Here is a 16,503-nt window from a genome sequence, read left to right as displayed (position 1 = left end):
CAATGGCGACCTCTACCTGCAGATCAGCGTCCAGCCCAGCCAACGGTTCACCATGAAGGACAGGGATTTGGTCATGATCCTGCCGGTGACGGTAGCCGAAGCGGCTCTGGGGGCCAAGGTCCAGGCCCGGGACATCGATGACCAGATCGTCACCTTCAAGATTCCGGCTGGCTCCTCCAGCGGCGACGAGATTCGTATCGCCGGCAAGGGGGTTCAGGACCGGCGTGGCAAGGGCGACCTGGTGGGGCGCCTTGAGATCCGCATGCCCGGTCGGCTCGGCATGGCCCAGAAGAAGGCCATGCGCGACTTTGCCAAGGCAAGCGGTGACTTCGACGAGCAGATCGCCGGGGAGCGCATGAAGATATGACGATCCGGATGCCGGATCAAGTCGGAACGAGCAGCGGAAAGGAGTGATGATCATGGTCAGGGTGGATCCCGAGACCAGGCGGATTTATTTGGCCTGCGCTCGCGGTCTGGTGGCCGGGCACATCAGCCTGGATGCTGCTGACGATGCCGGTTTGGACATCGAGCTGCCGGTCTTCAGCGTTGGTCAGGTTGGGCAGTTGGCCAACATCCATCCGCAGACCCTGCGCCAATATGACAGGCTGGGTCTGATTGTGCCGGAACGGACCGAGGGGGGTGCGCGCCGATACTCCCTGCGTGATCTGGATCGGCTTGGTCAGGCTCAGCATCTGAGCCAGGACGAGTCCATCAACCTGGCCGGGGTGACCAGGATTCTGGCCCTGGCCGAGGAGAATCGTCAGTTGAGACGCCAGCTGCGTCGCTCCCACCAGTCACAGGGATCCAGCATGTTCGCAGCCGCTGCCGACGGCCGGGTCGTCGAGGTCAGGCGTTCCAGCAGGGCCCGGCTCTGGCGGCAGGACACAACGCATGACGAGGCCGACCCCACGGAGTCCAAATCGCTGATCGTCTGGAGCGTACGCTCCTGATATGGGTGAGGGGCCTGTGCTATGGTGTACAGGTTGGCCGCTTGCCCATGAGCGGCGGCTGATCGTCGCCTGAATGCTTTGAGTACGGGGAAACCGCTTGCGCGAAATTCGTCATTCTCTGCTTTGCACGCGGCCTGCGAACTGTCGACCGACAGTACCGTTTTCTTCCCTGTTGTGAAAGGTCATTGTGACTGCTTCATCCATGCCCGATTCCAATCCGTCCAATTCCGGCCAATCTGCCGTAGAACCTGTGACTTTCGATCAACTGGGGGTGCCTGAGCCCTTGGTCCGAGTCCTGCGCAAGGACGGCAAGACCAGCGCCTTCCCCATCCAACGGGACACCCTGCCTGATGCCCTGGCTGGCCGTGACATCCTGGGACGGGGGCGGACCGGTTCCGGCAAGACCTTGGCCTTCAGCATCCCCCTGGTGGCTCGACTAGCTGCCGGCGAAGGAGGACGGGCCCGTCATGGCCGCGGTGGTGCCGCCGGTTCAGGCAGTCTGCCACGCCCGAGCGGTCTTGTACTGGCTCCCACCCGAGAGCTGGCCAACCAGATCGACGAGGTTCTCAACCCCCTGGCTCAGGCCTACGGCATGCGGACCTGCACAATCTACGGAGGTGTTGGCCAGGGCCGTCAGGTCGATGCCCTTCGGCGCGGGGCCATGATTGTGGTGGCCTGCCCGGGTCGCTTGGAGGATTTGCTCCGCCAGCGCAAGCTCAGTCTGGAGGACGTGGAGATTGCCGTGCTGGACGAGGCTGACGAGATGGCCGACATGGGTTTCTTGCCCGCTGTGGAGCGGATTCTGGCCCAGGTTCGTCCGGGTGGTCAGCGCATGCTCTTCTCGGCCACCCTGGATCACGGTGTGGATGCCGTGGTCAAGCGCTTCCTCAAGGACCCCAAGATTCACGAGGTGGATTCGGCCACCCAGCATGTGGATCTGATGACCCACCACATCTTCCGGACTACCCAGGCTGCCAAGCACGATCTGGTGCGCAGGCTGGCCTCGGGCGCAGGACGCCGAATTCTCTTCACCCGGACCAAGTTCCAGGCCAAGAAGCTGGCCAAGAACCTGATTGACAATGGCATCCCGGCTGCACAGCTGCACGGAAACCTTTCCCAAAACCAGCGCGATCGCAACCTGGGGGCCTTCTCTCGAGGCGAAGTGAAAGTCCTGGTGGCTACCGACGTGGCCGCCCGCGGCGTGGACATTAGTGACGTAGACCTAGTAGTCCAGGTGGATCCACCAGCCGATCCCAAGTCTTTCCTGCACCGGTCTGGGCGTACGGCCCGGGCTGGCCTCTCCGGCGATGTGGTCACCCTGGTTCTTCCCGACCAGTGGCGTGACACCAGGCGGATGCTGCACATGGCCCATATCGATGCCAAGCCGGTTCAGGTGACTGCCGATTCGCCCGAGGTTACCGAGCTCGTAGGACCCGTGGCCAAGCCAATCTATGGCTGGTCCTTGCAGATTGCACAGCCGCAGGCCTCCGGTGGTCGTCCTGCTCGTGGCGGCCGCAGCGGACAACGGGGCCGTTCCCGCGCAGACAGGCGCTTTGATCGTGGTGGCCAGGGCCGGACTGCAGGCCGGGATCGGAATCATAGACCTTCCCGTTCCCAGCGACTCTCAGAGGACCAACCGGCATTCGATCGCGAGGATGGCCTTTTGGACGGCCGGACCAGAGGTCACCGTCATACTGGCAGCAGCGAGCGGACCGACCGTCATGGTCACGGTCATGGCCGTGGTCGAGCTGGCTCTCGTTTTGATGCCGACCGTCATGGATCCCGTCGTGGTTATCGCCGCCATCGTCGTGATAACAACCCCTTCCGCTCTGCATCCAGGCGCTGATTAATTGATGGGCGCATTTGCATAATGCGCCCATCTTGGTTATCGAAGCCGATTGTGATCGAATCTGCTTTGTCTTAGCCGCCGGAATGACAATGATATCTCGGTAGCTCAGTCGCGCGGCAACCCATCACAGTGGCAAAAAGATCCTTATATCAAGGTATTTTCTGAACTGCCGGTTTAGGGTCATGATTGCTGCAGACACAGCTGCAAGAGTGGAAGGATGTCGACGGGGGGGGGATCCGGCCGTTCAGACCGATTTGACAGCTAATCGTAGGGTTTCCTTTCGCTCCTGTAAATGCACAGTTAGGGCAGGTGTTCTGGTGATACAGTGTCAGTGGTCTCAATCAGCGGATGGAAGTCAAACGAATGTTGAGGATGGCTCCAATCGGAAGGTCAAGTCCATCGCAGTTACCGCTGAATCACAAGCAGTGTGAGCTCGGCAAGCCCTCACGTACCTCTGGTTATGGGTGGACAGCAATTGTTTGCGCAAAAAGTCTAGAACATCGTCCGGCACACACCGATTGAAGATAATTAGGCGATTGTTTTTTAGACATGCTGCCAATCAGCTGCGGAATGTTGCTGGTCTTTCCAAATATGTCGATGCTTATGAATAATATGCGTCTCTGAAGTCAGGATTCCAGATTGCATTCCTCTTCACTTCGTTGAAGTACAGAGGGTCGGAGCTGTCTTCCTGACTGTGCGGAGGGTTATTTGTGATGTTGCCGGAATCCTTGCTCATGAGTCCGAAGCCGCTGAACTGATAAAGCTAATCTTTGTCCGGCAGAAAGACGCCTAGTGTTTGACGCTCTACTTAGCAAGACGATTGGGGTCCCCATTAGAGAGATAGCCGAGCAGATTTGCTGTTTTTGAGACGTTTTCTTTCGTTTCCACTCACACCATGCTCAGAGTGCATCACACCCTGAAAAGGATAACTATGACCGGTCCGGTGTCTTGCCTGGCAGCATATGGTTGCTTGGCCATTCGACACCTGTTGGCCGATGGTTTCAACAGGTTGCCATGGCATCAGTTCTAAGTTCAAGATCGACGTTTCAATCGGTTCTAATAGTAGGCAGTACGATTCATCTCGCCGGCAATAACAGGGATCAAGCAGACATGCCCCTTCTTGTTCGTTACATCGATTTTGACATGCAAAGTCAGAATTAGTTCATAATGGTGCAGTCATGGAGAGCAAAGTTTACGTAGGCAGAAGTTTCAAGTTATGGTGAAATAATTATTCACTCGTACTATTGTAAAGTATAGACCATTTTAGTCAGCGGATCATCTGTTCCAGCGCATCCATATTCTGATGCAAGTCAAATCCAGAGTTTGGCACTTGAGCGTGCAGAATTGAAGTCTATAGCGACTTGTGCTAAGTGTGTTGACCCCCTTAGTCAGAGGGAATGGTGATAATAAGCTAGCTGTATGTGGCATATATATATACTTTGGTTTTATCTAGGATAGAGCAGCTTGTTAGACATATAAGAGTCGGCTTCAAAATCTATCTACCGGCTGTACTCTTGATCAAATGAATAAATGGTTAAAGCCTGTCTTAAACGTTACATAAATATTCAATCACATTAGCTCCCAATACGCTATGAGAGCGGCTTTTAGTATCCTTCGAGAAACATTGCATGCCTGGTACGCAGGTATAAGATCGCATTTTGAGGGCGAATCCATATTTTCGACAGCTTCCGCATAAAGAGATGGGTGGCAAAGCAGTAATTTATTAAGGACAATGGTATGTAAAAAATGAAGTCGAACAGTGCTTCAACGATGGCTTGGCGGCGATTTCAGCAGGGAAGTGCTCGGTTCTGGAACTGTTTTTCATGTGCTTCATCAGACTAAGCTATTGCCATAATATGGCAGTGAGTCAGAACCGTTATTCATAATGCGATTTGAGATCAGTAATTACGAAACAATCACAATCCGGACAGTAGATTTGTGTAGTTTTACTGAAATAAAGTAAATTTGCTAACTGTTTCTAAGTTGATTCAAAATTAGTTTTGCATTAAAAGCGTAGCAAAAGTATAATGCTATTACTTGTAGTAGTGCCGTGTTGCTTTTTGTTGATGAGGGGCGTAACCGTGTATATATCCCGGCTTTATTTGACTCATTTCCTTTGCCATCGTAATCTGGAGTTAAACCTATCTCAAGGAATCAATTTTTTTGTAGGGAATAATAACTCTGGTAAAACCAGCATATTGCGTGCTGTATCTTTTTTGCGGTCAGGGCTGGGGAGAGGACAGAATGCGTCTGACATTATCTTTCGAAGCAACGAGCCATGTTCTAACGCAGAATGCTGTGTAATGGCTATTATCACCTTTTCTCCGGGGGAAGTGACAGTAAATGATGACGAGAATCAGGGCCTGACGAATAAAACGATTTTGAATGATCATGCTTTTGATAAGCTCGGAAATTATCTATTCAAGAAAAATTCTTCTAATGTAAAAGAGCCGATCTACGAACTGAAAATTAAAAGGACGGCATCTGATTCCAAAAAAATATTAATATGCAAACCAGGATCAGAAAATGAACAAGCGGAATCAAAAGAAGAACAGACTTGGGAAAATCCGACAGGTATACCAGCACTCGTTCAAAGACTACTCGACCCGGTTTTCGTTTGGGCGGAGGACACCCCAGAAACTGTAGCTGACTTCTCTCCCAATAAGGCACTAGGCAAATTAATCGGTCAGCAGTTAGAGAGACTCAAACAGGGTAATCTGTGGCAAGAATTTCAAGTTGCCCATAAGAATCTTTTTGATAAGAATGATGATGAACATCCTGAAGAACAGAATTTTGCTGATTTGGTTGAAGACACTTTAACTGCTTTGAAAAACAAACTCGATGAGCAATATGGTGGAAATAATAGCGTTCGTTTCCAGTTTGATCCACCGTCGGTTGAGAGTTTTACCAAACAAGGAACAGTAATCCTAAGAGAAGAAAACGGTATTGAAACAGGTCTGGAGGAAAAAGGTACAGGTATGCAGCGGGCATTTGCGCTTGCTGTAATTGAGTTACTGGCAGATCAGACAACTGGCACGGGGAAAAATGAATTGTTTTGCCTGGATGAGCCCACCACCTACCTTCATCCAAGGGCACAGATTAAACTAGCCGCTGCTCTAGAGCACCTGAGCACCGAAAGGAACCAGCTGCTGATTACCACCCATTCTCCGTATATGATTAGGGGTATCAGCAAATATCGGGATACGCTTTTCATGTTAAGAGCTCATGACGAATTTACCAAGGTAATTATGCCTGAAAAGAGAGATGATAGACCCAGATCTTTATCTGAAATCACCTATTTTGCTTTTGACATACCAACTATTGAATACCATATAGAGCTTTTTGGGGATATTTATGAAATTCTCAATCGCCGTGAAGCTGCTAAAAGGCCCAAGGATGCAACGCCTAAGGATATGACTATTAAGGCCTGCGGCGACAAGATGGAGGAGATAGTTACCCAGAAGCTATCACTCCCGACCGAATATATAGGTCGATATGATGATAGAATCACTCAAAAACGTCGAGTGACAGAATTCCTACCTTTAGGCATACGTAATATGATTGATCATCCTCATAGAGATGATGATCCTCATAAGGACAATAAGTTTACAGATAATCAGTTAAAAAGCTCAATTGAGATAATGATCAATATACTGGTGTATCTGCAGCAAAATCCTGATACAAACTAATTTTAAAGATGAGAATCGCCTGAGCACTAAAAAATAGATTGCTGTTCTAAGGATAGTGAATGCGTCGTTTTATCTTCGATTCAGACCAGTGTTAATGGATATAGATTTATTGTGAGGCCCATCGGTATCATAACTAGGAAAAATAGCGGAGTGAAAGGTTGTTGAAAATTACCTGTTGAAATATGGGTGGACGCTGGTGGATTCTGAGTTTCGCCAGCATGAAGTTAGGATTGTTGCAGTTGCGCACTGTGCTCTGGAAGCTAACGGTCAAGATGGGATGTCAAATGTTGTAGCTTCTTTGAGTGTGGGGATAATAAATTGAATATAGACACAGTAAACGAATGTGACTCTCATGGTGTATGCATCGATTTCTATACATCTTAGACAAACAGAACGCAGAATGTGCTCAATAGCCAATTAATTAAGCGAAGAATATCGATAATCCGGCTATAGTCACGTGTAAATACACTGTTGCTATAACAAATAGGTATAGATTATTGAAAATATTCCGCATTATTGAGTGTGGAGTTTTTATGCGTAGGTGAGTGTTGCTAATCAGCGATCGGTATTTGGACTCTCAGGAGTTACATATAAGTATAAGCTGGAGTAATTTATTTATATTGCAAGAAGTGCTCGTTAAACAACCCGAGGTATTGAGAAGGTTGGTGTTGAATTCAATAAGGCGGTGTTGTTAACTTTCAAGAAAGGTCTTTTCTTCACTCCGATGGTATTCCACGATAAAGGGAAACATTTCTTCGATCAAAGAAATTCATTATTTGGTGCCTGCACGTAGGGTGATGAACAACGGTTGGCGATCAGCATTAGTCGGATCGGCATTGGTGGCACGGGTAAGGAAGCGCGCCAAAGCTTACTATTAGGGTTGACAAGTTATTGCATTCAAAACCACTATATTTAGATTCTTAAGGAGAGCTACAATATTATGAATATTTGGTAATTAAAGGATGTCAAATCTTAGCAGTAGATGGGACTCGAGTTCATTGGAGTTGAATTGTACAAACACATGGTTCAAATGAACATCGTGATGAGAACTACTACAGCTCACAGTTAGTCTCAAGGGGGTCGACACCACTGCTTTTGTATGGTGGCAAGCTAAAACGTGGATTTGGTTGAGGCAACGACCGCATGTGACTCGGTTTCCTTAATCTCGACCGTAGTAAACGCTTGTTGAATTGATAGATTGGTGCTGATTGAAGCCACTATCCGTTTATGCATAGAGTCTGCTATTGCTGGATCTGAGACTCTTCCTAAGAATTGCTGTGTAATCGTTGCGTACGTGTGAAATTTATAAGATGTAAGAATAGTTGCCAATTCAGACACATCTACTTCAGAGCGCTGCCTTATTGAGCTGGTATTCTCTTCAGATTGCAAAATTCGCGCCAACTTGTAGAGAGCTTTAAACGGAGAAAGCAAGATAGGAGTCTTAAGATATCCGGACTTGGAATCTGTCAGCTGTTCGTTGATACCAACATAGAAATAAAATTGAAAGGAAGATAGTTCTATGAGTATCCCCTCAACACTGTGGAGCTGAGGGTAGTCGAAACCCCGACCTCTTCGATGCGAACGAAGCGCTCTACCAACTGAGCTACAGCCCCATTCGTTGCCCGACCGTAGCCGAACAACAGACTGTACTGTATCGCAGGGTGGGCACAAACGCAATTTGGACGGTCTGTGCCATGACTCCGTGTTACGACCCATGGTTCGGTTTTTGCGGATGCCGGATGGGTTGTCATATTCAGTCGCTGAGGTTCTCGTCCTGGTCAGCGGCTACCTGAGCGGATTCGGCCCTTCTGCCCCTGCCTGCCCTGGCCTTGATCAGGCCGATGACGGTCGGCATGACGGATATGAGCAGAATAAGGATGATGACCAGTTCGAAATGCTCTTGGACGGCCGGGATACCGCCGAAGAAGTAACCCAGGAGGGTGAAGAGGGTGGACCAGACCAGGCCCCCCAGAACACTGAAGGGTGTGAACCGGGTCCACTTCATCCCCGAGATCCCCGAGATGAAAGGCATGAAGGTCCTGATGAAGGGGAAGAAGCGGCCTAGGAAAACAGCCAAGGGGCCCCACTTGTCTATCATTCCCTCTGTTTTGGCCAGCCGCTCCGGGGTCAAGGCCTTCACCCTGCCTGACCTGATGATGGCCCGTCCGAAAAAGTGCCCTATGAAGTAGTTGCTCTGGTCGCCGAGGATCGGAGCCAGGCAGACGACCGGCAGGAGGATGTCCAATGCCATCCCGCTGGTGGGGTCGTGTGCGAAGACGCCGGCCGCGAATAAGAGGGAGTCACCGGGCAGAAAGGGCATGAAGACCACGCCCGTCTCGATGAAGATGATCAGGAAGATGAATGCATATGTGGGCACCAGTCCCATGGCAATCCACCCCGCGATAGCGCTGCGCGGATCTTTGAGTAGGTTGATGAGCCAGTGTATGAATCCCATTTGTCAAAGACCGTCCTGTTATGTTGAAACACGAACCGCTTCAAACTGTAACAAGTCTGGTTCACGGCAGGTTGGCCTTCACCAGACCCTTGCGAGGAAGACACAACCGCCAGCCTCCGGCACAGGTCCTGTGCGAGGGAGGTAAATTGTTCCTATGGTGACTTAATTCGAAGGGTAACGGCTGGTGTCCATGGTCAAAGCCGTCATCAATGACTCCAGTCCAGCCAGCCGTCAGGTCCGCCTGATGGCCAGGTGGAAGGCGGTGGTCTGTCATGGGCTCCCGAGGCCTATCTGCGGATGCCGTACCTGACGGACTCCCTGATAGGGATAGCAAGAGGCGTTTCCTATTTGCGATTATTGGGATTCCCCTGCTAGTCTAATTGACATAAGAGGAATTGTTAATTTAATATCCTATTTATAGGGCTTTGGTAAAACCAAAGCGAAAATACATGGCTGTATTCCATTTGACCATGTACCGCATTCGAAGAAGCGAAGTGGCTGACCGAAGGAGGAAGGGTGCAGGTTAATCATCAAGATGCGAACGTCGTTTTGGATCGGGCCGTCGGGTCTCCCGCGTCCGAAGCGACGCTGTCTCATAGTGCGCGAGCGTCCGCGCCGAAAAGGAAAAGACGGTTTTCAGGGAAGGTAGAATCCTCCAAGCGCCACGGTTTCAATCTTTGGCTCCTCATCGTTCCCCTTCTCATTTTCGTAGTTCTCTTTAGTTATCTCCCTCTGTTCGGGTGGGTTTACGCCTTCTTCGACTACCAGCCCCCTATCCCTCTGTCGAAGAGCAAATTCGTGGGCCTCCAATGGTTCGAGATGATGATTCAGAACCCCGCTCAGCTCCGCGCGGTCTGGCAAGTGCTCATCAACACTTTCGGCATTAGCGGCCTGGGCATTCTGACCAGCATGTTCCCCCTCTTCTTCGCCATCGCTCTCAACGAGATCAGGGCCCGTTGGTTCAAGAACGTCGTTCAGACATTGACCACCCTGCCCAACTTCATCAGCTGGGTCCTGGTCTACGCCGTGGCATTCGCCATGTTCTCCTCCTCCGGAATGGTCAACGAGACCCTGATGGATCTCCATTTGATCACAGACCCCATCAAGTTCCTCGATTCCGACTCGCACACCTGGCTGAAGATGATGGCCTGGGGCTTGTGGAAGGGACTGGGCTGGGGGTCGATCATGTACCTGGCAGGTATCGCCGGCATTGATCCGGAGCTTTATGAGGCCGCCGAGGTGGATGGGGCCAACCGATTCCAGCAGATCATCCATGTGACGATTCCGCAGTTGATGCCCACCTACTTCGTGCTCCTGCTCCTGTCGGTCTCCAACTTCCTGAACAACGGGATGGATCAGTACTTCGTCTTCCAGAACGCCTTCAACCTCAAGCACATCCAGGTGCTTGACCTCTACGTCTACAACGTGGGCATGGGCCAGAACAGCCTCTCTCTCGCCACGGCCATATCCATGCTGAAATCCCTAGTCAGCGTGGTCCTCTTACTGAGTGTCAACGCACTGTCCAAACGTGTGCGCGGCGAGTCGATCATCTGAGGTCCCGAGCGGAAAAGGAGAGCTTAAATATGAGTGACGCCATCGACACATCTGCCGGGACATTGGACGGGTCCCACCTGATTCGCAGATCAAAAGGGGAGAAGGTCTACAATGTTTTTAACATCGCTTTCTTCGTCCTCTTTGCCTTCATCTGTACATATCCCTTCTACTACCTGATCATCAACAGCATCTCCGACAATGATGCGAGTGCGGCTGGTGATGTCAACTGGTTCCCCCAAGGTTTCCACCTGGAGAATTACAAGGCCGTCTTCAAACTGGAGGGTCTGGGGGATGCTGCCATGGTCTCCCTGGGTCGTACCGTGATCGGCACGGCCCTGACCGTCATGGCCAGCGCCTTCCTGGGCTTTATGTTCACTCAGAAGAAGATGTGGCACCGGTCCTTCTGGTATCGGTTCGTCATCATCACCATGTACTTCAATGCTGGTCTGATCCCTATGTTCATCACAATGAAGAACCTGGGTCTGACCAACAACTTCTGGGTGTACATCCTTCCGGCCATCGTGCAGCCTTTCAACATCATCCTGGTGAAGACCTACATCGAGTCCATCCCCTCCTCCCTTCAGGAGGCGGCCGAGGTGGACGGCGCTGGCACAATGACTGTTTTCAGAAAGATAATACTGCCTATGTGCACGCCGATCCTGGCCACGGTGGCTATCTTCTCGGCCGTAGGGCAGTGGAACTCTTTCCAGGACACCCTGCTTTACATGTCGGATTCCAAGCTCTACTCCCTGCAGTACGTGCTCTACCTCTACATCAACCAGGCGGCTGCCCTGGCCTCCTCGGTCAAGGCTAGCGGTACGGGTAGCGCTCTGAATGCGGCCGCCATGGCCACCCAGCAGACCCCGACATCAATTCGCATGACTGTTGCCGTGATCGTGGTGCTGCCCATCCTCTTCGTCTATCCCTTCTTCCAGCGCTACTTTGTCAAGGGTATGATGCTTGGCGCCGTCAAGGGGTGAACCGTATCCCCTTCCGCAAATCGGCATCCGGCCGGAAGGGAATTCGGTCGGACCTGCCTGTGGGAGGTGACGTTAACGAGGCAGATGGTTCCGGCCAATAAAGAAGGAAAAACAGAAAGGGAGAGCCGACTGGGGGGTGTCGACTTCCGGTCTTCCCCCGGGGGGCGGACCGCTCTGGAAGAACTAAATAATAAGAATCAAAAGTAGAAGAAAAAGGAGGAACAATGTCCCTCAAGAAGAAGGCATCAATGGCGATGGCCTTGATCCTGTCCTCGGCCATGGCCCTTGCAGGCTGCGGCGGTGAGAGCAGCAGCGAGGGTGCTGACGACAAAGGCCTGATGAATGTGGAGATGTTCTCCATGTCCGCCACCGCCCAGGGAGAGCAGAAGGGCTGGTTCGCCAAGATACTCAAGGACAAGTTCAATATGAAGATGAAGGTGGTTGCGCCTGCTCAGACGGGTAACGCGGAGACCATCTTCCAGACCAGGGCGGCCACTGGCAACCTGGGTGACCTGATTCTGACCAACACGGACAACGGTCGTCTGCAGAAGCTGGTCGATTCCAACCTGATTGCCGACATGACCCCTTACATGAAGAATGAGAAGAATCTAAAGAAGTTCCAGGGTGCCCTGGACAGGGTCACCAAGGTGGCGGGTAAGGATGGCGTCTGGGGGGCCCCGTCCGATGTGGCCACGCAGTCGCCCTCCAAGCCTTCCGCTGGTGACGAGCCTGGCACAGCCCCCCACATCCGCTGGGATTACTACCGCGAGGTGGGCTACCCCAAGATTAACAATCTGGATGACTTCCTCGACGTTCTCAAGCTCATGCAGGACAAGGCCCGTGAAGACACCGGGAAAAAGGACATCTATGCCCTCAGTCTCTTCAAGGACTGGGACCAGGAGATGATGAAGTACCCGATGGATATGGCCTCCTGGTACGGGTACAATCCCATGAACACGGTCCTTACCCGGGCCGACGGGAAGGACGACCAGCCTGTTACCAAGGAGGGTGGCATCTACGAGCAGATGCTGCGTTTCCTCAACAAGGCCTCCAGGATGGGCCTGGTGGATCCGGATTCCTCCACCCAGACCTGGGACAACATTTCCCAGAAGGTCCACCAGGGCAAGGTCCTGGCAGACATTTGGAGCTGGCTGGGCCAGCCAGCCGTCAATACCGTGGGCAACAAGGCCAAGGGGGTTGGATTCATGCTGGCCCCAGTACCCGGCCTGAAGGTCTACGCGGACGGGTTTATGCCCGACGGTCATGACCCGGTCATCGCCGTGGGTGCCAAGGCCAAGAACAAGCAGCGCCTGGTCGACTTCATCGACTGGCTCTACTCGCCCGAGGGTGTCTATGCCACGGCTACCGGTGCTATGGGACAGGCCTGCCCGGAGAAGATGTGCTGGGAGCGGACCAAGGACGGCAACAAGATGACCGACCTGGGTATCAGGGTCATGTTCGGGACTGATGAGGAAGATCCGAACAATACTCAACCGGTGCCTGCCAAGTTCGGCGGCGGTCAGTACGGCAAGGGAGTGTCGATGATGCACTTCACCGGCGTCCACAAGAACGACATCGACCCGACCACCAAGGAGACCTATAACCCCCAGCTGTGGAAATCTGAGCTGGCCAAGCCTGACGCCCTCAGGGATGACTGGTCCGCCCATATGGACGGTGCAAAGACCGCTCTTGAGTGGCTGCAGAAGCACGACGAGGCCATGGTTGCCGTCGGGGCAGGCTTCGTAGCTCCGACCGAGGACTCCTCCATCAAGGCCCTGCGTGGCCAGGTCAAGTCCGAGATCGTCTCCCAGTCCTGGAAGGCGGTCTATGCCAAGGATGACAACGAGTTTGACACCATCCTGAAGACCATGAGAGACAACCTGAAGGGGCTTGGATACGAGCAGGTCGAGAAGATCGACATGGCCAACGCCAAGGCCCAGACCAAGGCCCGTCAGAAGATCGTCAAGGAATGGGAGGAACAGCACGGCAAGTGATCCGGTCCGCTGAAAGATGGCCCGGGTTCTGACGGGGGCTGTACAGGCCCCCGTACGGCCGCGATGACCTCCCCGGTCCGACCAAGAAAATCCGATACAGATTTTCTTGGCCGGACCGGGGAGGTTGGACGGCGGTAAGAGACGCCACGGGTTGGGTGGCGGATGACAAAGAAGGAAGATAATCGATGAACCTCAAGAAGAAGGCAATGGCGGCGATCGCCGTCGCCATCACCGGTGCCATGTCCTTGGCGGGCTGTGGTGGCGGTGCTAATTCAAGCGATGGCCCGGACGACCACTCTGAAATGACCGTTGAGATGTTCTCCCAGGACGCCACGGCCCAGGGTATGCAGAAGGGCTGGTTTGCCAAGCTGATCAAGGACAAGTTCAACATCAAGCTCAAGGTCATCGCACCGGGTGTCACCGGCAACAGCGAGACTCTCTTCGAGACCCGTTCGGCAGCCGGGAACCTGGGCGACTTGATTCTGACCCACACCGGCAATGGCCGCCTGCAGAAGCTGGTTAAGGCCGATCTGATTACTGATCTGACCCCCTACATCAAGAACGAGAAGTACTTGAAGAAGTACAAAGGCGCCCTGGACAGGGTGACCAAGGTGGCGGGTAAGGATGGCGTCTGGGGTATCCCCGGAAACGTGTCCTCCCAGTCCCCGCTCAAGTCGAACGCTGGAGATGAGCCCGGCACGGCTCCCCACATCCGTTGGGACTACTATCGTGAGGTCGGTTACCCGGAGATTAAGAACCTGGATGACTTCCTCAACGTTATGAAGCTCATGCAGGACAAGGCCCGGGCCGACACCGGCCAGAAGGACATCTACGCTCTCAGCCTCTTCAAGGACTGGGATGGGGAGATGATGAAGTTCCCCATGGATATGGCCTCCTGGTATGGGTACAACACGATGAACTCGGTCCTGACCAAGGCTGACGGCTCCGATGACCAGACCCCCATCCAGGAGGGCGGCATCTACGAGAAGCTCCTGCGCTTCCTCAACAAGGCCCAGAGGATGGGCCTGATTGATCCGGATTCTTCCACTCAGACCTGGGACAACATCACCGCCAAGACCAGCCAGGGCAAGATGCTGGTAGACATCTGGTGCTGGCTGGGCCAACCCCGCATCAACTCTGCTGCCAACAAGGCCAAGGGAATCGGGTTCATGCTGGCGCCCCTGCAGGACATGGACATTTATTCAGACGGCTTCGCCCCCGATGGGGTGGATCCCATCCTGGCAATCGGTGCCAAGGCCAAGAACAAGCAGCGCCTGGTTGACTTCCTCAACTGGCTTTACTCGCCTGAGGGTGTCTATGCCACGGCCCAGAACGCCGGTGGCCCCGTCTGCCCAGAAAAGCTCTGCTGGACCAGGAGCTCTGAAGGCAACAAGATGACCGATTTCGGCCTCAAGGCCATGAATGAGGCCGACGGACTGAAGGTCCCCGCAGAGTTCGGCGGCGGTGACTACAACAAGGGCATCTCCATGATGCACTTCCAGGGGCTGAACCAGAACGACATCGACCCGACCACCAAGGAGACCTACAATCCGGCTCTGTGGAAGACCGAACTGGCCAAGCCCAATGCCCTCAGGGATGACTGGTCCGCTCATATGGACGGTGCCAAGACGGCCCTGGAGTATCTGGAGAAGCACAAGCAGATTGTGGTCGCCCCCGGCTCAGGATACATCCCGCCCGAGGAGGACTCCCAGATCACCGCAGTTCGCGGCCAGGTCAAGTCCGAGATCGTCTCCGAGTCCTGGAAGGCGGTCTATGCCAAGGATGACAACGAGTTCGACACCATCCTGAAGACCATGCGCAACAACGTGAAGGGGTTGGGCTACGAGAAGATCGAGAAGATCGACATGGCCAACGCCAAGGCTCAAACCAAGGCACGCCAGGACATTGTGAAGGAGTATGAGAACAGGACCAAGTGATTCCACGATTCCGGCCTGCCTGGCGGTCCATGATCCGCCAGTAGAGCCGGGGTCCTATCGGTAAGCGATGGGGCGGTGTCCGCCAGGTTTGGGGCCGGCGGACACCGCCTTTTTTGTACCCTATATGCCACTCTTGGCAATCTGGATGCAACTGCGGTTCATGCGAGCGACTTATGCCCTGTCAACCACGCGAAATGTGACGGCACCGCCTTGGTCACAGAGAACCGTTCTTATAGGTGGTCGTTGTATCTCCCTTGGCACCACGCTCGAAACGGTCGAAGGCCCGTAGATAGATCAGTGACTTGGCGTATGCCAGCCAGGAGAAGCCGAAGATTATGGCCATGACCCGCAGGAAGGGCACATAGTAGACGAGGAAGGCGAAGGCCACGTCGATGGCCAGGAGACAGATGGCGTAGAGGGGGATCCCCATGGGAACACCGACGGAGAGTTTGAAGAAACCCCAGACCGTATTGGTGTAGCGGGATTGCAGGGGGTAGAAGAACTCGTATGAGAGGACGAGCAGGACGGTTCCGATGATCAGGACAATGAGGGCGAGATAGGTCATTGCCCCCTTCATGCTCAGCCAGAAGGCCAGCGAATAAATGACGATGGCACCCAGCGCGACGTGGATGATGAAAGCGATTATGGACTGCTTGAACTCCCGGATGAAGCGTTGCAGGTACTGTCGGCAGAGGGGGATGTCGTCGTGGTCGTCATAGGCGAAAATCGTGCCATAGAGGGCGCTGCGGGCGGGCCCTATCGTGACCAGGGGTATGCAGGTGACGACGAAGAGCAGGTTCAGAGCTGTGAATCTGAGCAGGGTGTTCACGAACTGCCAGAAGGGGCTTTCGAGGTTGAAGTGCATAATCCGCCTTTCCTCTTTGACTCTACCTGTCAGTGCACCCGGCGGGGGCGGCGGCACGCGGGCAGGAGACTGGGTGCGGCCATCCTGTTGTTCTGTCTTCTGCTCCGTCGGCTACAGGAACAGCTGTCGGACGGGTCTGTCAGAAAGGTGACCGATCTTGCCTGGACCCATGGGTGGGAGCGGTCCTGTCTTACGTGGTGACATGCCTTGCAGCATACCGCGGCTTGACA

Annotated in this window: 10 protein-coding genes, 1 tRNA gene and 1 pseudogene; 8 read left to right on the top strand and 4 right to left on the bottom strand. The window is 53.3% G+C overall.

Annotated features, from left to right (window positions below; genetic code table 11):
• From AC0AP0_RS00540 to AC0AP0_RS00525, 4 genes and pseudogenes are all read left to right on the top strand, one after another.
• A partial coding sequence (locus AC0AP0_RS00540) for a DnaJ C-terminal domain-containing protein (protein ID WP_490428844.1) occupies positions 1-367 on the top strand: 367 nt, incomplete at its 5' end.
• A 52-nt stretch (positions 368-419) separates the two neighbouring features.
• Entirely contained in the window at positions 420-950 is a 531-nt protein-coding gene (locus AC0AP0_RS00535; protein ID WP_110424916.1) for a heat shock protein transcriptional repressor HspR, read from the top strand.
• Between the two features lie 202 nt (positions 951-1,152).
• A pseudogene (locus tag AC0AP0_RS00530) lies at positions 1,153-2,655 on the top strand (DEAD/DEAH box helicase); the annotation flags it as partial.
• Between the two features lie 2,171 nt (positions 2,656-4,826).
• Positions 4,827-6,488: an ATP-dependent nuclease gene (locus tag AC0AP0_RS00525; RefSeq protein WP_490428842.1), complete on the top strand. Its 1,662-nt coding sequence runs from the start codon at positions 4,827-4,829 to the stop codon at positions 6,486-6,488.
• A 1,540-nt stretch (positions 6,489-8,028) separates the two neighbouring features.
• Here AC0AP0_RS00525 and AC0AP0_RS00520 read toward each other — a convergent pair.
• The 3 genes from AC0AP0_RS00520 to AC0AP0_RS00510 all read right to left on the bottom strand — a co-directional run bounded on the left by AC0AP0_RS00520 (position 8,029) and on the right by AC0AP0_RS00510 (position 9,753).
• A tRNA-Ala gene (locus tag AC0AP0_RS00520) sits at positions 8,029-8,101 on the bottom strand.
• 140 nt (positions 8,102-8,241) lie between these two features.
• On the bottom strand, positions 8,242-8,943 hold the full coding sequence (locus AC0AP0_RS00515; protein ID WP_490428840.1) for a VTT domain-containing protein: 702 nt from the start codon (positions 8,941-8,943) through the stop codon (positions 8,242-8,244).
• 636 nt (positions 8,944-9,579) lie between these two features.
• Positions 9,580-9,753 (bottom strand): hypothetical protein, encoded by a 174-nt coding sequence (locus AC0AP0_RS00510; protein WP_490428839.1) that lies wholly within the window; start codon positions 9,751-9,753, stop codon positions 9,580-9,582.
• 9 nt (positions 9,754-9,762) lie between these two features.
• Here AC0AP0_RS00510 and AC0AP0_RS00505 point away from each other — a divergent pair, with 9 nt between their 5' ends.
• The 4 genes from AC0AP0_RS00505 (at position 9,763) to AC0AP0_RS00490 (ending at position 15,408) form a co-directional block, all read left to right on the top strand.
• A complete protein-coding gene (locus AC0AP0_RS00505) occupies positions 9,763-10,497 on the top strand; it encodes an ABC transporter permease subunit (protein WP_490428837.1) in 735 nt (244 codons plus the stop codon).
• Positions 10,498-10,526: 29 nt separating this feature from the next.
• Positions 10,527-11,477, top strand: coding sequence for a carbohydrate ABC transporter permease (locus AC0AP0_RS00500; protein ID WP_144178249.1), 951 nt, complete (start codon positions 10,527-10,529; stop codon positions 11,475-11,477).
• 224 nt (positions 11,478-11,701) lie between these two features.
• Positions 11,702-13,471 carry an ABC transporter substrate-binding protein gene (locus tag AC0AP0_RS00495; protein ID WP_490428835.1) on the top strand — a complete coding sequence of 590 codons (1,770 nt, stop codon included), beginning with the start codon at positions 11,702-11,704 and terminating at the stop codon, positions 13,469-13,471.
• Between the two features lie 185 nt (positions 13,472-13,656).
• Positions 13,657-15,408, top strand: a complete 1,752-nt coding sequence (locus tag AC0AP0_RS00490; protein WP_490428833.1) for an ABC transporter substrate-binding protein — start codon at positions 13,657-13,659, stop codon at positions 15,406-15,408.
• A 214-nt stretch (positions 15,409-15,622) separates the two neighbouring features.
• Here the strand turns inward: AC0AP0_RS00490 and AC0AP0_RS00485 are convergent, their stop codons facing one another.
• Positions 15,623-16,273, bottom strand: coding sequence for a YesL family protein (locus tag AC0AP0_RS00485; RefSeq protein ID WP_198230265.1), 651 nt, complete (start codon positions 16,271-16,273; stop codon positions 15,623-15,625).
• Positions 16,274-16,503: the final 230 nt, after the last annotated feature.

Source organism: Bifidobacterium sp. POST2/T3 (B1) (assembly GCF_058197115.1).
This window is presented reverse-complemented; position numbering and strand designations above follow the sequence as displayed.